This window comes from Vibrio ouci, assembly GCF_004551525.1.
Classification (GTDB): Bacteria; Pseudomonadota; Gammaproteobacteria; order Enterobacterales; family Vibrionaceae; genus Vibrio; species Vibrio ouci.
On record NZ_SATR01000033.1, the window covers coordinates 20,314 to 40,413 of the forward strand.

Below are 20,100 nucleotides of genomic sequence, written 5' to 3' on the forward strand. Positions count from 1 at the left end.
AATTACTTCATGATACGAGCTTTAAAGTTACGCCCTTTCATTTTTCCCGTTTGTAATTGCTTTAGCGCTGGCTTAACGATGTCATGCTCAACCGCGACATAAGAAACCATCGCTAGAATATTAATCTTGCCAATTTTCTTACCATCTAAGCCTGCCTGCTTAGTTAGCGCACCTAAGATATCACCAGCACGCACTTTTTGCTTTTTGCCGCCTAAGATTTGAATCGTCTGCATTTTTGGATAGAAAGCGCGTTCAACAGGCTTCTCTGGTAGCTCTGATGCATTGATTGCGATATCCATGTACTCATCAATACGCGCAACACGGTATTCTTCTTTCTCGCTGTAGAAGCTAAATGCTACGCCTTTCGAACCTGCGCGGCCAGTACGGCCAATGCGGTGTACGTGAACTTCTGGGTCACGTGACAACTCAAAGTTGAATACGGCATCAAGGTTATCAACGTCTAAACCGCGAGCTGCTACGTCTGTCGCCACAAGAATAGAGATACTCTTGTTGGCAAACATCGTCAGCGCTTGTTCACGTTCGCGTTGCTCCATATCACCATGAAGTTCAACCACACTAAAACCGCGATGGCTTAGCTCATCCGTTACGTTTTGTACTTCTTTCTTAGTGTTACAGAACACAACTGAAGATTCTGGCTTGTGCGTCAGAAGTAGAGCCTCTAGTGCATCATCACGCTCTTCAGTGGTATTCAGCTTGAAGAAACGCTGTTCGATGGTGCTCTTTTGATGCGTTGATTCAACCTTAACCATTTCTGGGTTAACCATCACTTTGGCAGCCAAAGAATCGATGTTATCTGGGAAGGTCGCACTGAATAGTAGCGTCTGGCGTTTAGCCGGTGCTGCATCAATGATGGTATCAATTGCATCTTCAAAGCCCATATCTAGCATACGGTCCGCTTCGTCCAGTACCAGAGTATTTAACTCATCAAGGCTAATGCGTCCTTTAGACATGTGGTCAAGAATACGACCCGGCGTACCGACTAAGATATGCGCGCCGTGCTCAAGTGAACCAATTTGTGGTCCCATTGGCATACCGCCACACAGTGTTAGCACTTTAATGTTGTGAATGCCGCGCGCTAACGTACGGATCTCTTTCGCAACTTGATCTGCTAGCTCACGTGTTGGACAAAGAACTAAAGTCTGTACACGGAAACGCTTTACGTTGAGATTGCTTAGTAGGCCCAACGAGAACGTTGCCGTTTTACCTGAACCCGTTTTACCTTGGCCGATAACATCTTTACCGGCTAATACCATAGGCAGTGCTTGCTGCTGAATAGGCGTCATCTCTGTGTAGCCAAGGCTATCAAGTGTTTCAGTCAGCTCAGGTCTTAGGTTCAGAGTTTTAAATGAAGTTGTCACAATTTTATCCTTTAAGGATGTGTTAACCAAAGTTCGGTTAACGAAAAAAACAAAAACCGCTTCAATAACGAAGCGGTTTGAAAATCGGTTGAATCGTTACTCAGCCCTATCGAATTCCGTGCAGGAACTCATGTCTTGTTGCTGGATTCGACTTGAAGATACCACCAAGCGCTGTTGTGGTTGTTTCGCTGGTTGCATCCATTACGCCGCGTGATTTCACGCAGTAGTGTGTCGCATCAATCGTTACTGCTACGTCATCAGACTCTAGCAATGTTTGCAATGCCACCAGGATTTGCTGTGTCATTCGCTCTTGTACTTGTGGGCGCTGAGCAAAGAATCGAACAATACGATTGATCTTTGATAAGCCAATGATTTTACCACGTGGGATATAAGCCACGGCAGCACGGCCATCAATCGTCACTAAATGGTGTTCACAAGTACTGGTTACGGTAATGTCTTTCACGCGTACCATCTCGCTCACGTTCATCTTATTTTCGATAACCGTGATTTTAGGGAAGTTTGAATAATCCAACCCTGAGAAAATCTCATCAACGTACATCTTTGCGATGCGTTGTGGTGTTTCTTCAAGGCTATCATCGGTAAGGTCAAGTTCTAACAGAGAAAGAATCTCACGCATATGGTGTTGAATTTTCTCTTTTTTCTCATCTCGACTGAACTGATTAGGCACCATTGGCGTTTCTAATCCTCGTTGCTCTAGCGCATCTTTAACTAACTTCGCTGATTCGCTAAGACCTGACATACCACTTCCTCTTACTTTACCCCTTTCGGATGGCAGACAAGGATACTCGGATTTGTGATTAATTACACCCACATTTTGTCAGTGGGGATCGTTATCGATGCTATTGTCTAGCTTGAGGGGAAGAGTGATGACAAAGTGCGCGCCTGATTGCTCTTCATCGACATATTTGATTTTCCCTTTCAGCCTTTGACAAACCGTGTTGTAAATGATGTTTCCCCCTAGCCCCGTTCCCCCTGAACCATGCTTAGTGGTAACGAAAGGTTCAAAAATTTTGTCTTTCACACTAACATCAACGCCGCGGCCAGTGTCACGATAATCGATGACCATCTCCTCTTCCTGCTCAGATATAGTGATCACGATACACTTTTCATGCTCCCAACCATCAAAGCCATGGTTGAGACTATTGGTGATCAGGTTGGTAAACGTTTGAATGTATGCGCTGGCGTAGCTTTTTACCTCAATACCATCATCACAATGAAATTCGACGGCCACGTTGCGAATCCGAAGCTCATGGGAGAGCGAAAGCAGCAACTTTTCTATATGCTCCTTGATATTAAATTGGCTGACTGTTTCATTAGTTTGATCGACAGCGACTTGTTTAAAACTGGCTACAAGCACCGCAGCTCGTTCTAAATTGGCACTTAAAATCCCCATAGACTGGTGTACGTTACGCATTGCATCACCAAAGGTACTCGACTTAAGCTTGCCTTCTTCGTACTCCTTAATGATCTGGTTAATTTCGCTTGATGCAAAGCTACTCGACGTGATACTTACGCCCAAAGGGGTGTTTATCTCATGAGCCACGCCAGCAACTAATGAACCAAGCGATGCCATTTTCTCGCTCTCAATCATGGTTGCTTGAGTCTCTTTGAGCTCGCTGAGTGTGTCTTCAAGCTCTTGTGTCCGGTCTTTGACCATCAGCTCAAGTCCCTGTTTGAACTCAATTTCTCGCTCAAGAAGAACTTGCTTTTCTTCTAAGGCTTTGGCGAGCTGATGTTTTGATTCCAATACTGAACCATAGGATTCGCTGAGTTCATTACACATGCGATTAACCATGGTGACCATAAAATCAATTTCATCGTCATTGGCCGCTTTGCGCTCAATAATCATAGGTGGGTTATCACGCTGGAACTGATAAGCTTTAAAGTACTCACTCATTTGATTCAACGGTTCCGTCACCAGAGCCTTGACCAAATAGATGATAAATCCCGCGACGATAAAGGTTTTCAGCCCATTGGAAAGTAAGATAACTAACGCCTTGTCGATTAAGCTGTTATACACAACCCACAAGTCGGACTGAACGATCAAATGGCCAAGCAGTATCGCTTTCTGATTGATGTAGGAATACTCAAGACTAATCGTTTGTTGTAGAACATGTTTATCTTTGGGAGTACCTTGCTCCCAGTATTCTTCGGCTGTGTCTTCAATTCGCACATAACTGATATCTGGAATACTGATTATGCCGTTTATCTGCGACTCAATGAGTTCATTATTTAGTACCCATAGACTCTCTTCCAACGCATCTTTATAAGAAGTGAAAATATACTGTTGGCTTACCTTAATGCTTTCTGTTGCGACTAGAAAATCTGTATAGAGTTGAAACGCGGTAATAAACAGCGTAACAACTGTACTAAACATGACGATAAGCAGCGTCAGTCTTTTATTGATTGAGTGGCTTGTTTGCATAAACCATCACACCAAGTCGCAATTAACGATACGCCTCGATGAGCTCTGCTAAACTGCCGTCTTTACTCATCTCGTCTAGATTATTGGTGATGATTTGTACGTATTCTTGATCACGGCCAACCACATAGATGGTGTTTTTTTAACGGAAAGATCTCATGAAATGTAAAGCCTTCCATGCCTTTAACTCCGGCTTTTCGCGCGTAGTAATAAGCCATACTGCGGTCAAGTAAGATCACTTGGGCACGATCTTTCATCAGCATATCAAACTGAGCTTGTTGATTCTCTATCTCTTTGTACCCTTCCCAGTTGGCAAGCTCTTGATTATAAAAGGTCGTAAAGGGCTCTTTTAAGTGTTGACTGGCATTATTAAATGCGACGATATACTTGCCCTTCAAATCGGAAACTCGATCGATTTTGAGGTCGAGGCTCGTCTTAGATACCGCGACATTATCAAACTCATACACCTTGCCGTATGAGTAATTCACTCTGAAGTTAAGCGGCGTCCCAATGAAAACATCAAGCTCTTCAAATGCGTTCAAAGGGTCTTGATCAAATTGTTTGCTAGGAAACTTATAATTGGAGATGGTGTAACCGGAACGCTGTAACGCTGCACCAACGATATCAACCAATATCCCAGATTCACCAATCACAAAAGGTGGTATGCCAACAACAAATCCAACATTCACAACCTTATCTTCGGCATATAATTCACTTGGTGCGACAAACAGCAATACCAACAGTGCGCGCTTCAATAGTTTTCTAAACATGTGGCTCTCCCTGCCTATGTCCAAAACTAGACAAATTAAAGATGAATAACAGCCAACGACATTAATTATTTAGATTGAGTATAGATTAGAATTGCCACTCGTTAGTTCTAGACACTCGGCATCTACCACTTTCGGAGAGATTTAGCGTTTAACGTGCAAGTTTTGCCCAAAGTTGAGCTGATAAAACTGGGATTGTTAATAGAGGTCATTATTGCAAATGGCTTTATGTGGTAAAGTGACCCGATTATCTGACAATAATAAAAGAGTAGGATTTTGATATGGGCTGCTGTGACGCTCCTGGCTTGATGCCGATCGAAGATGCGATGGAAAAAATGCTGTCGCCAATTAAACCTATCCAAGCGACCTTACAACTCCCACTAGCCGAAGCAATTGGCTTTGTATTAGCTGAAGACATTTTATCCCCTATTTTCGTTCCTCCATTTGATAACTCAGCAATGGATGGCTACGCGCTACGTCTAGCGGATTTGGCGCAAAACAATGTTATGCCTTTAGCAGGTAAGTCATTTGCAGGACAGCCATTCCACGGTGAATGGCCGCTCGGAACCTGTATTCGCATTATGACCGGCGCAAAGATCCCTGAAGGCTGTGACGCGGTGATCATGCAAGAAAACACCGAAGTGACCGATGCAGGCATTCAGTTCAACCAAACGGATGTGAAGCCACAAAATAACATTCGCCCAATGGGTGATGATATTGCGCAAGGTGCGACTGTGCTGGCTAAAGGTGCTCGTCTAACATCGCGTGATATTCCAATGATCGCTACCCTAGGTATCAGCCATGTCACCGTAGTTCGTAAGCCGCGTGTTGCATTCTTCTCAACCGGTGATGAGCTAAAGCCATTAGGTGAAACGCTTGCAGAAGGCCAGATCTACGACAGTAACCGTTACGGTATTAAACCGTTGATCGAAAACTTTGGCTGTGAAGCTATCGACCTAGGCATTATTCCTGATTGCCCAGAAACACTAAAAGCGACATTCGAACAAGCTCAAACACTTGCTGACGTGGTTGTAACGTCTGGCGGTGTCAGTGTGGGTGAAGCCGACTACACCAAGGACATTCTTGAACAACTCGGTCAAATTGGCTTTTGGAAACTAGCGATTAAGCCGGGTAAACCGTTCGCCTTTGGTAAACTTTCAACAGCTTGGTTCTGCGGTCTGCCGGGTAACCCAGTGTCTGCTGTATTGACCATGTATGTTCTTGTTCAGCCGCTACTAGCAAAACTTGCTGGCCACGGCGAATGGAAAGCGCCAGAGTCAATTCCAGCAATGACAAAGAGTGCTTTCAAGAAAGCGCCTGGCCGTACAGATTACCAACGTGGCATCTACTCGATTGAAGATGGCAAGTTTGTAGTTGAAACCACTGGTAACCAAAGCTCTGGTGCGTTCCGCTCGATGAGCCTTGCCAACTGCTTTGTGGTGCTTGAGCGTGAACGTGGTCGCGTAGAAGCCGGTGAAACAGTCAACATTCAGCTGTTTAACTCAACGTTATACTAGGAGCAGTCATTGGAGATCTTATCCGATCAAGAGATGCTGCGTTACAACCGCCAGATCATCTTGAAACAATTCGACTTTGATGGCCAAGAAGCGCTTAAACAAAGTTCGATTTTGATTCTGGGTGCTGGTGGTTTAGGCTGCGCATCCAGTCAGTATTTAGCAACGGCTGGTGTCGGTAAACTTACGTTAATTGATGATGATATTGTTGAGCTATCCAATTTGCAGCGCCAAGTACTCCATCACGACGGCGACATTGGTGTTAAGAAGGTTGATTCTGCCGCTCAATCATTGAAGCAATTAAACCCGCACACCGATATCGAAACTGTCGACAAACGCCTGTGGGACGATGAACTCGCAGAACTCATCAAGCAGCACACATTAGTGCTCGATGCATCAGACAACGTCGAAACGCGCAATCAGCTTAACAAGTTGTGCTTTGAGTCAAAGATACCACTGGTTTCGGGCGCCGCGATTCGTATGGAAGGCCAAGTCAGTGTCTTTACCTACCAAGATGAAAGCGAGCCATGCTACCAATGTCTGAGCGCCCTATTTGGTAACGCGGCGTTAAGCTGCGTTGAAGCAGGTGTTATGGCGCCTGTCGTCGGCATCATCGGCGCAGTGCAAGCGATGGAAGCAATCAAAGTGATCGCCAATTACGGTACACCTAAAAAAGGCAAGATCTTAATGCTTGATGCAATGAGCATGTCTTGGCGTGAAATGAACTTAATGAAGATGCCGAGCTGCCCTGTTTGTAGCGATAACTAATCTATTGTGCGAGTTAGTCGCTTTGGCTAACTCGCTGCTTATTCCAATCTTCCCCCTCTAGCTAATCTGCCTCTTAGCAACAAACTTAACTTACGAATTAGATAATCGCTGGTTTACGTATAAGCTTAATGAAGTAATTACCCGTTTAATTAGGCTATTGAGCCAGGGAGACTTTATGTTTAATTTATCTATCGCAAATAAAATACATGGCGGATTTGGCGTCTGTTTGATCCTATTTGCTATTGCCAGTTATGTTAGCTTTAACGGCATGTCCACCGCTGCCTATAACTTTAAGCATTATGGTGAATTGGCTTCTGAGATAACGTTAGCTGGTGAAATCCAATCTAACTTCTTAAAAGTGCGCTTGAGTGCTCTGCAATACGCCAATACCTTATCCTCTTCTTATCTCTCTGTTTACAATGAACGTTTAAGTAAGCTTAAAGAACTTATAAACAAAGATCTTCAAACCACCAGCGACCCTTTGAGACAAAAGCACCTTAAAACCATTCTTGATGAAATGATTCAATTTGACCAAGACTTCTCAATCGTTAAAACGTCCAGTGAATCGGTAGAAGAGAAAGTCTATGTTGAAATGGTAGAGCTAGAAAAAAAGGCTCTCTACGATCTTGAGTCTCTTATTGAATCCGCTCATAAAGTATCAGATGCCGAGGTCGAGTATTACTCTTCTTTAATAATGGAGAAGTTTTTACTTTCTAACATCGCAGTGCTTAATTACTTACACAACGAGAAAAGTGAAATTGTTGAGCAAACTCGTGCCTACTTTAATGTCGAGTTACCACAGCTAGAGAAAACATTTCGTGGCTATTTAAAAACAGATAAAGAAAAAGCACTACTGGATGAGTTCATTGAACAGCGCACAGCTTACGCGCTGGGATTTGAAGAAGTGATTCACCTGCGAGAAACGCAGCATAAAGCCGAAAAACAAATGCTGGATCTGGGCAACGACATTTCAAAAGAACTTGAGTTGATCAAACTAGAATCAATGGATGAGCAACACACTCTCACCGCCGATTTACTCGCACAAAAACAGCAAACCATTACGACAATTATCGTTCTGACCTGTGTTTCCTTTGTCATCGCTATCATCACCGCATTCGCCATCATCCGTTCTATTAAAAATGGTATCGATCAAGTGAAGAGCATTTCTTCTAAACTTGCCCAAGGTGATCTGTCACATGACGTCGTCGTCAAAGGCAAAGATGAGATTGCTCAGCTCCTATCGAACATGCGCGATACGATTGTGTCGTTACGCGAGATTGTGCATAAGGTTAACGACTCATGCATTAAAATAGGCCAAATGTCAGAGGAACTGTCGGCCATTACCCATACGACAAATCAATCATCCGAGCGGCTAAGTAGCGAAATGCAGCAAATCTCCTCAGCCGTTCAACAGCTATCAACCAGCACCACCGAAATATCCCAAAGTGCGACTGACGCTTCCAATTTCACCGAGCGCGCAGCTCTCAATGTCGACAGCAGCCTGCAAGAAGTCGAAAAAACGCTTCAGGCTATTGAACAGGCAGAAGCAACGATGTCCAAAGGAGCAACACAAGTAACTAAGCTCTATGATGAATCGATGAGCATAGGTACCATCTTAGAAGTCATACACGCTGTCGCGGAACAAACCAATCTATTGGCGCTCAATGCAGCTATTGAAGCAGCACGAGCTGGTGAACAAGGTCGTGGTTTTGCCGTTGTTGCAGATGAAGTGCGTTCACTGGCTAAGAAAACTCAGGAAGCGACTGGTCAAATTGAATCGATGATTAACTCACTTCAATCCGGCGCAGAAAGTGCGCAAAAAACCATTAATGACAGTCATCATACGGTTTCAAAAGCCTCTGAACAGGCGGTATCAACATCAGACAACTTGAACACCATTCACGGCACGATTCAAGAGCTCAACGACACCAACGCGCAAATTGCCGCAGCCGTGGAAGAGCAGTGTATGGTGACAAACACGGTGAGTGAAAACCTCACTGAAACGTACAACATCACCCAAGAGAACAGCACCACTGTGAAGCATGTGGCCATCTCAGCCGCTGAGCTCACCGAAGTAGCGCAAGACTTAGATTTGCAAATGAAACGCTTTAAACTCGCGTAAGTTTGTTCACTCATTCACACACTTTCAAGGCACTAATGTCCAACCACTTTAGTGCCTTGCAAATATCTATATCGACAAATAATATTTAGAGTAACTTTCCACGATACAACAACGACTTAGTTCGTATTTTTATGCTTTAAAATCGCATAAACAACCAAAGGAACAGTACTCTGACAATGAACAATCCAAAAGTATTTACTCTTATCCTAATTTTTACTTTTGTATTACTTATTGTTGTATTAAAACTTCGTCCAGAGAAGCAATCCGTCACCATTCGTGCAACGGTAATCAGTCAAACGCTGACGCAGTCACTTGATGGACATCGACGATTTGTAAATGTTGTGACTGAAGACCAACAGCAATTCTTAATACCGACAGACCCTAAACTGGATTGTCCGAAAGGTTCTGTCGTATTGCTAGAATCAAAGCAAAGTTTGTCATCGACACTAACGTCGTATCAGCTGATTCAGTGTCTTGCTGGCGCAACAAAATAAACAATGAAAGGACTCAATATGAACCCATTAGTTACTCCGCAATGGTTATCTCAACAACTGTCATCAAACCCTGATTTGGTTGTTTTAGATGCAAGTATAGACTTTCAAATTCCCGGCGAAGTAGAGAAAGATAAAACCAACCTTATCCCCAACACTCTAAGATTTGATTACGACAAAGAGTTCTGTGACCCAGATAGCTCCCTACCTCATATGATGCCTTCAGAGTCGCGATTTAACGCGCTCGCACAACAGCTAGGAATCAATAATGAGTCTACCATTGTCATCTACGACAATAGCGGGACATTTGCGTCACCTCGCGCATGGTGGATGTTCAAAGCGATGGGTCATAAAGATGTATTTATACTAGATGGCGGCCTAACCGAATGGAAAGCGCAGCAGTTCGATCTTGTACAGCAATATGCAAGTGTGCAATCTCTAGGTAACTTCCAAGGCTCCTTAGATGAGCGCTTTTTTGTGTCTGCTTCCTTCGTTGTTGATCAGATAGATAACCCAGACAGCCTAACTGTTGATGCCCGTTCGAGAGCGCGCTTTAACAAAGAGGTTCCAGAGCCGAGAAAAGGTTTACGAAGCGGCCACATTCCAAACTCTACCTGCCAGCCTTTTGCTGAGTTGATGAATCAGCATAAACTCAAAACTGCACAAGAATTGACTCCCATTCTATCCAAGTCACTTTCACACGACGTTAACCACACTATTTTTAGCTGTGGCTCAGGCGTTACAGCCTGTATTGTACTGCTCGCTGCAGAGGTGTGTGGCTATAGCAACTTTTCGGTTTATGACGGTTCATGGACTGAATGGGGTGCTAACGATCAGCTGCCTATTGAATAAACGGATTGTCATATTGTAAAATACCAGTTCACTATTTATACTGCTCTATGCAATCAGTAGAAATCACCGCGCCTAAGGTGAAGGACAAGTATGGCTAACAAACCAAAAACAATCTGGACCTTACATAGAGTCGTTGTATTTATTAGCGTATTTTTGCTGATCTTCATCACTAAAAACCTATGGAATTCTACTGTAGAAAGTACGATTCAAACCCAAAGTACCCAAGTTGAGTTGTTCTCAAATTCACTCTCCTCATTGATTGATAATGAAGACAGGATACTCGAAGTAGCAGGTGAACAAGCCATCCACAATATCCAAAGCGGCGCCCCTATTGAGGAGTCTATTGAGATCTTTGATGGCTTGATCAGTGATTCTGGAGATATGACTGCAATCAGACTGATGGATCTTGAAGGTCACTCTTTGGTTGCCAGCAGCAATATCCCATTCTCGAATAAAAGTGGCCTAAGCGACTTTAAAAACTCCCCTCTCTGGCAAAACTTCGTTGAAACCATTGAGTCAGATAGGCTTGTCGTTGGACGTACGTACTACAGCGACAACCTAGCTTCCTACTTCATCCCTTTTCGTAAAGCGATCCGAAACATCAAAGGAGATCCCGTTGCCGTAATAACCGGTGCGGTATCCCTCAATAACACAGGATTAATTAACGACTCTTTGCTGTTAGGCCCGCACAACATATTTAAAGTTGTTCGCAATGATGGCTATGCGCAAATGGAGTTGCCAGCCCCGAAAACTGGCTATGGCAATAAGATTGGTGTTGCGAACAAAACTGACCTTGCTGATGAGCTTGAGGCACTGAAAGCGGGTCGTAACAACGGTACCATTCAATCGTTCTATGTTCAGCACCGCAACACTCTGTATGTAGGCGTGACGAAATATATCCCCGAACAAAAGCTTTGGGTTGTATCGAAGGTTAATCAGCACTATATCTTCGAACAGTTTTTGCCTTCCTTTATTTACATATTTGGCGTGTTCTGTGCGTTGCAATGGTTTATATACGTTTTGATCAAACGTATTTATCAGTCTGACAAAGAGCGTCGAAAAGAACTGCTTTATCAGGCTAACCATGACTTTCTGACTGGCTTGCCTAATCGTTACTATTCTCTTAAACAAGAGAAACCATGGATGAACAAACGCTTTGCCCTACTCTATATCGACCTAGACAAATTCAAAGTGATCAACGATACATACGGCCACTCTAGTGGAGACAAGCTGTTGGTTGAGTTGGCTAAGCGTGTAGATCGCCTTAAGCCTGTAGGCAGTTTATTTGTGCGTGAGGCAGGTGACGAGTTCTTATTGATCTGCGAACAAAGTCAGGTGCAAAATATTGACCTCTTTTGCCGTGGGTTGCTGGAAGCTATATCTCAGCCCTACCAGCTAGAAAACACCCAATATGTCATTACCGCAAGCATTGGGGTAGCACTCTACCCCCAACATACCGAGAGTGTAAATTTGGTTAAGCGATTGGCCGACATTGCGGTTCTGAAGGCCAAGAGTCAACGCAATACTTACTGCGTGTTTACCCCAGATATGGAGCAAGAGCATCAACAAGAAGCGCTGATTGAGCAACGACTACGTGTTGCTCTAGCCGATGAGAGTTTCCGCATCCAGTTTCAACCGCAATACCGCAATGGCCGCATTTGGGGTATTGAAGCACTCGCGCGCTGGAACGATGACGAGCTCGGTTTTGTATCGCCGGACAAGTTCATTGCCATTGCCGAAAGTACCGGACTCATGCCTCAGTTGGGTAAACTTCTGCTTAAAAAAGCGTTATTAGAATCTTTACGCTTACAGAAAGCCTCTAATACACGCTTACAGACCGCAATCAACATTTCGATAATTCAGTTTATGGAAATCGATTTTGTCAGCTATCTGACGACGTTAATTCTCGATCACCAAGTTGATCCGAGCTCGATCACGCTGGAACTCACGGAAAGCGTGTTGATTGAAGACTTACCAGCGGTTCAATCAAAGTGTGAAGCGATCAAGCAGCTAGGGTTTGAATTGTCACTCGATGATTTTGGTACTGGTTACTCTTCACTGAATGTACTGCACCAACTACCAGTAGATGAACTCAAGATCGATCGTGCTTTCATGCAAAACTTGCTCAACGATAAAAAGTGCCAGTCATTGGTCAAAAGCATTATTAGTATCGGCCAGAGTTTAGAGGTCAGAATTGTCGCGGAAGGCGTAGAGGATTTTGAACAGGTCGCAACCATCACTAATTACGGTGCACACGTAATGCAAGGCTATTACTATTCACGTCCGCTAGACGTTGAAGCCTTGATTCAAAAGCTAAAAGAAAGAGCAGCCTAACGCTGCCCTTTCTTTATTATTTCATTTGTTCGTCTAAGTTTAGTACCGTCAACGCATTACTTACGCTGGTCGCAATAACGTCAATCACACCGGTTCGTAGTGCACCTAGCAAAGCGAGAGGTTTGCTGTTTTCAGCCGCAATCGCGATAACCTCAGCAATCGGTCGAAACTCTTCAATGCCGAGACCAATAACGCGGTCACTCATTACCGTTTTGGCTGCCCCGCCATGAATATCAAAGAAGTCATAACCAGCAAAGTCACCCACAACGCCCTGCAGCATTCGAGACTGGACAACTTCACCTGCCGTGAACCAACCTAAATCGACCATATAGCTGTTTTCACTCATATCGCCGATACCGACTAAAGCGACATCCGCCTTACGCGCTAAATCTAATGTCTGCTTCACCGTGGCATTTTGCATAAACGCCATCTTTTGCTCACGGTTCTCTGCATAAGCAGGCGCATAGAGTGTTTCTGAAGTGCCACCATAGGTTTTAGCGAACTGACGGCAGATATGGTCGGCGTTAAACATACCACCACGCGGGTGAATACCACCGATACCACAAACAAACTTAACATCACGCTGAGGAATGACGCCTACGTGGTGGGCAACTGCGGATACGTTTCGCCCTTGTCCGACGGTGACAACCGAACCGTTTTGAATCGAGCTCGCCATATATTTAGAGACTAACCCCGCAACTTGCAGGCGTTGCTGCTCTTCACTTGGTTGATCGAGAGCGACCAGTGCACGCTTAACGCCAAAGCGCTCAATCAATCTTTGTTCGATCTTGGCACTAAATACCGGGTGGTACTTTACGGTAATTTCGACAATACCTTCATCACGCGCCTGCTTGAGCATTCGCCCCACTTTGGCACGTGATACTGAAAACTTTTTTGAAATCTCTTCTTGAGTGGCACCGTCTTGGTAATACGCGACTGAAATTTCAGTCAATAGATCGGTGTTATCGTCAGACATCTCATTGTGAATCTTACTCATAACTACAGCATTCCTATCTATAAATAGCACGTAACATATGCTCAAGGGTGTAGCATATGTCATAGTGGCAATTATTACCATCATTTGCTCACGTGCAATACAAATTCTCAGTCGCAATTTTAATCTCTTTAAATCTCCCTTGCCCCTTATACAGCTTGGCAAACGTTTAATTGGTTTAATCACACATCTGACCTTAAAAAATCCTTGATGAATGTCACCATATCCCTGTTTAACCAATTGACATTCTGGGTGGATGATATAATTATGGACCCATCATTTACTCAACATGAGAGCAAATGTTCACAACATCTGCTCTGGTGCTGAAATTTCGGGTTTGTTGATTTCACAAGCATCGTTATTGCTTGAAGAGATCGACACCACGCTTGCAATTGCACAAGTCATATCAACTAACGTGGTATGGCGGCTTATTAAATAGGATGATCGGAATGAGCAACAAATTAGAGCAACTTCGTAAACTAACGACTGTAGTAGCTGACACTGGTGAAATTGATGCAATCAAAAAGTACCAGCCAGAAGATGCAACAACTAACCCTTCTCTAATCCTTAAAGCAGCTCAAATCGAAGAGTATGCTCCTCTAATCGATGCTTCAATTGAATACGCTAAAGCGCAAAGTGACGACAAAGCACAACAAGTACAAGACACTTGTGACATGCTAGCAGTAAACATCGGTAAAGAAATCCTAAAAACTATCCCTGGCCGTATCTCTACTGAGGTAGATGCTCGTCTATCTTACGATATGGAAGGCAGCGTAGCGAAAGCACGTCAACTAGTTAAAATGTACAACGATGCAGGTATCACTAACGATCGCATCCTTATCAAACTGGCTTCTACTTGGGAAGGTATCCGCGCAGCTGAAATCCTAGAGAAAGAAGGCATCAACTGTAACCTGACTCTACTATTCTCATTCGCTCAGGCTCGTGCTTGTGCTGAAGCTGGCGTATTCCTAATCTCTCCATTCGTTGGTCGTATCATGGACTGGTACAAGGCTAAAGAAGGCCGTGACTTCGAAGCTCAAGAAGATCCAGGCGTACTATCTGTAACTAGCATCTACAACTACTACAAAGAGTACGGCTACAACACTGTAGTTATGGGCGCAAGCTTCCGTAACATCGGTGAGATCCTAGAGCTAGCTGGCTGTGACCGTCTAACAATCGCTCCTGCACTTCTTGCTGAACTAGAAGCTGCTGAAGGTGAAGTAGTAGAGAAGCTAGTTGACTCTAAAGGTGCTAAAGAGCGCCCAGCTGCAATGACTCACGCTGAGTTCCTATGGGATCACAACCAAGACCCAATGGCAGTTGAGAAGCTAGCTGAAGGTATCCGCAACTTCGCAGTTGACCAAGGCAAACTTGAAGCAATGATTGAAGCTAAGCTTTAATCCACAGAATTTATAGAGGGGAACGTTTGCGTTCCCCTCTTAACATCCTTTCTAAGAAACAATCTATTAATCGGTATTTATTATGGATCACTCTCTTCAATCAAGAAAGAATCTAGCTAATGCTATTCGTGCACTAAGCATGGACGGTGTACAACAAGCAAACTCTGGTCACCCAGGCGCACCTATGGGTATGGCTGACATCGCTGAAGTTCTTTGGCGCTCTCACCTAAACCACAACCCTTCAAACCCAGAGTGGGCTGACCGCGACCGTTTCGTTCTTTCAAACGGCCACGGCTCTATGCTGATTTACTCTCTGCTACACCTAGCAGGCTACGAACTATCTATCGACGATCTGAAAAACTTCCGTCAGCTACACTCTAAGACACCAGGTCACCCAGAGTACGGTTACGCACCAGGTATCGAGACAACAACGGGTCCTCTAGGTCAAGGTATCACTAACGCTGTGGGTATGGCGCTAGCTGAGAAGACTCTAGCAGCACAGTTCAACAAAGAAGGTCACGACATCGTTGACCACTTCACTTATGCATTCATGGGTGACGGCTGTCTGATGGAAGGTATCTCTCATGAAGCATGTTCTCTAGCAGGTACGCTAGGTCTTGGTAAGCTGATCGCTTTCTGGGATGACAACGGTATCTCTATCGATGGTGAAGTTGAAGGTTGGTTCTCTGACGATACACCTAAGCGTTTTGAAGCGTACGGCTGGCACGTAATCCCAGCAGTAGACGGTCACGACGCTGAAGCGATCAACGCAGCGATCATTGCAGCGAAAGCTGACCCTCGCCCTACTCTAATCTGTACTAAAACTATCATCGGTTTCGGTTCACCTAACAAGTCTGGTTCACACGACTGTCACGGTGCACCACTAGGCGCTGAAGAAATTGCAGCTACACGTAAAGAACTTGGTTGGGAGCACGGTCCTTTTGAAATTCCGTCGGAAATCTACGCAGAGTGGGATGCGAAAGAAGCAGGCGCAGCTAAGGAAGCAGCGTGGAACGAGAAACTTGCAGCTTATGAAGCAGCACACCCTGAGCTGGCAGCTGAATTCAAACGCCGCGTAAACGGTCAACTACCTGCACAATGGGAAGAGAAAGCAAACCAAATCATTGCAGACCTTCAAGCTAACCCAGCAAACATCGCATCACGTAAAGCGTCTCAAAACGCACTAGAAGCGTTCGGTGCTATGCTACCTGAATTCCTAGGCGGCTCTGCTGACCTTGCACCTTCTAACCTAACTATGTGGTCTGGTTCTAAGTCTGTTTCTGCTGAAGATCCAGCGGGTAACTACATCCACTACGGTGTACGTGAATTCGGTATGACTGCGATCATGAACGGTATCGCTCTGCACGGTGGTTTCGTGCCATACGGCGCAACGTTCCTAATGTTCATGGAATACGCTCGTAACGCAATGCGCATGGCTGCTCTGATGAAAGTTCAGAACATCCAGGTTTACACGCACGACTCTATCGGTCTTGGCGAAGATGGCCCAACTCACCAACCTGTTGAGCAAATCGCTTCTCTACGTCTAACACCAAACATGAGCACATGGCGCCCATGTGACCAAGTTGAATCTGCAGTGGCTTGGAAACTGGCAATCGAGCGTAAAGACGGCCCAACGTCGCTAATCTTCTCTCGTCAAAACCTTGCACAGCAAGAGCGTGACGCAGAGCAAGTAGCTAACATCGCTAAGGGTGGTTACATCCTGAAAGATTGTGAAGGTAAACCTGAGCTAATCCTTATTGCAACTGGTTCTGAAGTTGAGCTAGCGGTTAACGCTGCTGCTGAACTAACAGCTGAAGGTAAGAAAGTACGCGTAGTCTCTATGCCCGCAACTGACGCATTCGACAAGCAAGATGCGCAGTACCGTGAATCTGTACTTCCATCTGACGTAACAGCACGTATCGCAGTTGAAGCTGGCATCGCTGACTTCTGGTACAAGTACGTTGGCTTCGGTGGCAAGATCATCGGTATGACAACATTCGGTGAATCTGCTCCAGCAGGCGAACTGTTCAAGATGTTCGGTTTTACCACTGAAAACGTAGTGAACACAGCGAAAGAGCTTCTAGCTTAATCAACGTTAGTTATAACGTAAAAAGCCCCGCTTACTAAAGCGGGGCTTTTTATTATTACTATACATATATAACTCAACGTGCCGAGACTAAACAACCTCCTCTGCTAACGTGTAGGCGCAAAGCTGTAATGTCCCCTCTCAACAAAGCTAAAATGCCCCTTCTAAATTAACCTACCGGTAATTGAGGGGCAAAGTTGGAAGGGTATTTAACGTTGAGCCACAAGGAACTCGACCGTTTAACGGTTATCAAGTCTGTTCATGCCGGCCGTCTTCTCCAGAAGGAGGCGGCTTCCCAGCTTGATCTATCGGTTCGTCAGATCAAACGCCTTCTCGCACGATTTCGGGCTGAAGGTGCCAAAGGGCTTATTTCCCGTCACCGAGGCAAGAAGCCTAACAATGCCTATACCGATGCCACCCGGGAAGCTGCTATCCAATTGGTACGCGCTCACTATACGGATTTTGGTCCTACTCTTGCCAGCGAAAAGCTCGAAGAACGACATGGGATAAAAATCTCCAGAGAAACACTACGCACTTGGATGATTGACGCCTCTATCTGGGTGACTAAAGGGAGAAAGAAGGCCCGTATTCACCAAAGACGAAAGCGTCGCTCTCGTCGGGGGGAGCTGATTCAGATAGATGGTTCTCCACACGCTTGGTTTGAAGAGCGAGGGGAGTACTGCACACTTATCGTATTTATTGATGATGCAACCAGCGAACTTATGGCCATGAAGTTCACTCCAGCGGAAACGACCCAAGCCTATATGGAAACATTGGACGACTATCTGGTCCAACATGGCCGCCCTGTTGCTCTGTATTCGGATAAGCACAGCATTTTCAGGGTTAGCTACCCTGAGCGTGACGGCGAGCTAACGCAATTCACTCGTGCGATAAAAACACTAGATATTGAACCCATTCATGCCAATAGTGCTCAAGCCAAAGGCAGAGTCGAGAGAGCCAATGGTATTTTGCAGGACAGGTTGGTTAAGGAATTAAGGCTTCGCGGCATCAGTGATATAGAAACGGCCAATGCTTTTATTCCCGAACTCATAGAGCAATACAATAAACGTTTTGCCATTGCTCCGAACAATGACCATGACGCCCACAGGAAGGTATTATACAGCGAGGAAGAAGTGGAACTCATTTTCTCCATTCATCACCATCGCAAAGTCTCTAAGAACCTCACCTTCCAATATAAAAACAGTGAATACCAGATTACAAATGAGGGCAAAGGCTACCGTCTTCGTCATAGCACGGTAACTGTATGTGAATCTTTCAATGGGGAGATAACTGTTCTCAGCGATGGCAGGAAACTAGACTGTCACAAGTTTATTGAAGGCCCGGAGCCTATCCCGCTGGACGATGAAAAAAGCATCCACCACACGGTAAATAAAGTCACGGCTCGGATAAACTCAGAGTATGCATCAAAGTATGCTCACAAACCCAAAGTTGATCACCCATGGCGGTCACGCAATAAAGTTAGAGTGCCAGCCTCTTAAAAGGGTCCTTTGACTAAAAGAACGGTTTGTCACCAAATTCTTCTGCGCCTCTTTTCAGCACTGGGCTGAAACAAAGGCATCGATTTCATCGTTGGAAAATAAAGTGCAGTTAACTAAGTAAGCAATAGGAGAAGAACTGCGACCAGGAAAGTATGTAGTCATATTTAATGATAGATATTAAATATGACTAAAGGTAGGTTGGTATAGGGTTGAATATTAGAAACGGTTTATTACTGTACAGGGATGTTAAAACTGTCTTCTCGCTATTTGTACTAATATGCACATATCCTTCTGTAGCCACTACAGGCCTGCGTATTGAGTCTGCAAATTGTTGAGCAACTGAACTATGCCCACTTTTAGCGGCTTTACAAGCAGCCAATATAAAAGGTTCTTGATTCCTTTCAGTGAAACCATCTAAACTAGTTATCTTATTCGCCACAGAAGTAGGGTTATAAGGCCTTCCTTTAATTAATAGTTTTTCTCCATCAGAGTGCATAAATAAAGCAACAGATCCTTCATTTGGTGAATGATAACCTGCGACTGGGTTTAAGTTGGAGGTATGTACATTTCTAACCCATATAAAGTCAGCCTCATCAACACTGGATAGAGCCTCACTGATGTGGGTATCCACTCTATTTTTAAATGCGCTGGGAGCACCACGCCCGCTTAACCCTATGGTTCTAACCCTAGCAATCCTTTTACTGGCAGCAGAAAGTGATTTACCCATCCTGCCCACTCCCTGACCCACGCCAAAGGTGGCCAGACCGACAATGGCCCCGATACCGGCATTGATACCTGCCTGTCTGACTGGGGTCCTTGCTGCGACGTTAAGCCCAAAGTCAGCCGCTCCGGAGACAACTGTATCTGCCACGGCCAGACCAACCTGAACACCGGTCTTGGCACCTACAGCAGCCGCACCGAAACCGCCACTGACAAAGCCTAGTGCCGCACCGATACCTACCTGCTTCCAGTCGAAGCTGTCACCGCTGGCAGCGGCACGGATACCCTCTGCCGCCGCAGATATTCCAGTGCCAACCACTGCGCCGAAGACGGCACCGATAATCAGGCTCATGATGGCAAAGTGGCCGCTGGGATCTCTCCTATTGACCGGGTCGCCCAGACAGTAGGCATAGCTGTTGATACCACCCTTGCCAAACGGACTCATGCTGTCAGCAGCATGAAAACGCATCAACCGGGGGTTATACATCCGGTAGCCATTCCCCAGATGGTAGCAGCCTGTTACCGGGTCTTTGCGCTCTCCATTAAAGCCAAGAGGGTTGGCAATAAGCGGTGATGCCTTCAGAGAAGGGCTTGCACTTTGTGCCATACCCGAAGAAGGCAAGAGTGCTGCTGCAGCCATTGCCCCTGTCTGGCCAATAAACTTTCGCCTGCCTGAATTGAATGGAAGCGGAGATAATGACTGGATGCAAGTATCGATTTTCTTCATAACT

The 20,100-nt window shown here is 45.0% G+C and carries 15 protein-coding genes; 9 read left to right on the forward strand and 6 right to left on the reverse strand.

Going from position 1 to position 20,100, the window contains the following annotated elements; genetic code table 11:
• Nucleotides 1-2: 2 nt before the first annotated feature.
• From dbpA to ELS82_RS18225, 4 genes are all read right to left on the reverse strand, one after another.
• On the reverse strand, nt 3-1,379 hold the full coding sequence (gene dbpA / locus ELS82_RS18210) for an ATP-dependent RNA helicase DbpA (RefSeq protein ID WP_134836738.1): 1,377 nt from the start codon (nt 1,377-1,379) through the stop codon (nt 3-5).
• Between the two features lie 106 nt (nt 1,380-1,485).
• Nucleotides 1,486-2,139: a GTP cyclohydrolase I FolE gene (folE, locus tag ELS82_RS18215; RefSeq protein WP_134836739.1), complete on the reverse strand. Its 654-nt coding sequence runs from the start codon at nt 2,137-2,139 to the stop codon at nt 1,486-1,488.
• A 78-nt stretch (nt 2,140-2,217) separates the two neighbouring features.
• Entirely contained in the window at nt 2,218-3,825 is a 1,608-nt protein-coding gene (locus ELS82_RS18220) for a sensor histidine kinase (RefSeq protein WP_134836740.1), read from the reverse strand.
• 110 nt (nt 3,826-3,935) lie between these two features.
• Nucleotides 3,936-4,592 (reverse strand): transporter substrate-binding domain-containing protein, encoded by a 657-nt coding sequence (locus ELS82_RS18225; RefSeq protein ID WP_134836741.1) that lies wholly within the window; start codon nt 4,590-4,592, stop codon nt 3,936-3,938.
• A 278-nt stretch (nt 4,593-4,870) separates the two neighbouring features.
• On the opposite strand from ELS82_RS18225, the gene moeA reads away from it, so the two are divergent.
• From moeA to ELS82_RS18255, 6 genes are all read left to right on the forward strand, one after another.
• The gene (gene moeA / locus ELS82_RS18230) at nt 4,871-6,106 is read left to right on the forward strand and encodes a molybdopterin molybdotransferase MoeA (RefSeq protein ID WP_134836742.1); all 1,236 of its coding nucleotides are present in this window, start codon (nt 4,871-4,873) and stop codon (nt 6,104-6,106) included.
• A gap of 9 nt (nt 6,107-6,115) precedes the next feature.
• Nucleotides 6,116-6,871, forward strand: a complete 756-nt coding sequence (gene moeB / locus ELS82_RS18235; protein WP_134836743.1) for a molybdopterin-synthase adenylyltransferase MoeB — start codon at nt 6,116-6,118, stop codon at nt 6,869-6,871.
• Nucleotides 6,872-7,046: 175 nt separating this feature from the next.
• Nucleotides 7,047-8,993 carry a methyl-accepting chemotaxis protein gene (locus ELS82_RS18240; RefSeq protein ID WP_134836744.1) on the forward strand — a complete coding sequence of 649 codons (1,947 nt, stop codon included), beginning with the start codon at nt 7,047-7,049 and terminating at the stop codon, nt 8,991-8,993.
• A gap of 176 nt (nt 8,994-9,169) precedes the next feature.
• Entirely contained in the window at nt 9,170-9,487 is a 318-nt protein-coding gene (locus ELS82_RS18245) for a hypothetical protein (RefSeq protein WP_134836745.1), read from the forward strand.
• A gap of 18 nt (nt 9,488-9,505) precedes the next feature.
• On the forward strand, nt 9,506-10,336 hold the full coding sequence (locus tag ELS82_RS18250; RefSeq protein WP_134836746.1) for a sulfurtransferase: 831 nt from the start codon (nt 9,506-9,508) through the stop codon (nt 10,334-10,336).
• A gap of 90 nt (nt 10,337-10,426) precedes the next feature.
• Nucleotides 10,427-12,670, forward strand: coding sequence for a bifunctional diguanylate cyclase/phosphodiesterase (locus ELS82_RS18255; RefSeq protein ID WP_134836747.1), 2,244 nt, complete (start codon nt 10,427-10,429; stop codon nt 12,668-12,670).
• Nucleotides 12,671-12,686: 16 nt separating this feature from the next.
• On the opposite strand, the gene ELS82_RS18260 is transcribed toward ELS82_RS18255, so the two are convergent.
• Nucleotides 12,687-13,667 (reverse strand): sugar-binding transcriptional regulator, encoded by a 981-nt coding sequence (locus tag ELS82_RS18260; protein ID WP_134836748.1) that lies wholly within the window; start codon nt 13,665-13,667, stop codon nt 12,687-12,689.
• Between the two features lie 446 nt (nt 13,668-14,113).
• Between ELS82_RS18260 and tal the strand changes: the two genes are divergently transcribed.
• The 3 genes from tal to ELS82_RS18275 all read left to right on the forward strand — a co-directional run bounded on the left by tal (nt 14,114) and on the right by ELS82_RS18275 (nt 18,649).
• Nucleotides 14,114-15,064, forward strand: coding sequence for a transaldolase (gene tal / locus ELS82_RS18265; protein WP_053439218.1), 951 nt, complete (start codon nt 14,114-14,116; stop codon nt 15,062-15,064).
• An 82-nt stretch (nt 15,065-15,146) separates the two neighbouring features.
• A complete protein-coding gene (gene tkt, locus ELS82_RS18270; RefSeq protein WP_134836749.1) occupies nt 15,147-17,153 on the forward strand; it encodes a transketolase in 2,007 nt (668 codons plus the stop codon).
• A gap of 194 nt (nt 17,154-17,347) precedes the next feature.
• The gene (locus tag ELS82_RS18275) at nt 17,348-18,649 is read left to right on the forward strand and encodes an ISNCY family transposase (protein ID WP_134836750.1); all 1,302 of its coding nucleotides are present in this window, start codon (nt 17,348-17,350) and stop codon (nt 18,647-18,649) included.
• Nucleotides 18,650-18,836: 187 nt separating this feature from the next.
• Here ELS82_RS18275 and ELS82_RS18280 read toward each other — a convergent pair whose 3' ends face one another.
• Nucleotides 18,837-20,096, reverse strand: a complete 1,260-nt coding sequence (locus tag ELS82_RS18280) for an RHS repeat-associated core domain-containing protein (protein WP_134836751.1) — start codon at nt 20,094-20,096, stop codon at nt 18,837-18,839.
• Nucleotides 20,097-20,100: the final 4 nt, after the last annotated feature.

Bases quoted from the DNA above. Each gene is read 5' to 3' on its own strand.
- ELS82_RS18225 (WP_134836741.1), bottom strand. From the start codon at position 4,592: ATGTTTAGAAAACTATTGAAGCGCGCACTGTTGGTATTGCTGTTTGTC.
- folE (WP_134836739.1), bottom strand. From the start codon at position 2,139: ATGTCAGGTCTTAGCGAATCAGCGAAGTTAGTTAAAGATGCGCTAGAG.
- ELS82_RS18245 (WP_134836745.1), top strand. From the start codon at position 9,170: ATGAACAATCCAAAAGTATTTACTCTTATCCTAATTTTTACTTTTGTA.
- ELS82_RS18240 (WP_134836744.1), top strand. From the start codon at position 7,047: ATGTTTAATTTATCTATCGCAAATAAAATACATGGCGGATTTGGCGTC.
- ELS82_RS18220 (WP_134836740.1), bottom strand. From the start codon at position 3,825: ATGCAAACAAGCCACTCAATCAATAAAAGACTGACGCTGCTTATCGTC.
- ELS82_RS18255 (WP_134836747.1), top strand. From the start codon at position 10,427: ATGGCTAACAAACCAAAAACAATCTGGACCTTACATAGAGTCGTTGTA.
- ELS82_RS18260 (WP_134836748.1), bottom strand. From the start codon at position 13,667: ATGAGTAAGATTCACAATGAGATGTCTGACGATAACACCGATCTATTG.
- tkt (WP_134836749.1), top strand. From the start codon at position 15,147: ATGGATCACTCTCTTCAATCAAGAAAGAATCTAGCTAATGCTATTCGT.
- moeA (WP_134836742.1), top strand. From the start codon at position 4,871: ATGGGCTGCTGTGACGCTCCTGGCTTGATGCCGATCGAAGATGCGATG.
- tal (WP_053439218.1), top strand. From the start codon at position 14,114: ATGAGCAACAAATTAGAGCAACTTCGTAAACTAACGACTGTAGTAGCT.
- ELS82_RS18280 (WP_134836751.1), bottom strand. From the start codon at position 20,096: ATGAAGAAAATCGATACTTGCATCCAGTCATTATCTCCGCTTCCATTC.
- ELS82_RS18250 (WP_134836746.1), top strand. From the start codon at position 9,506: ATGAACCCATTAGTTACTCCGCAATGGTTATCTCAACAACTGTCATCA.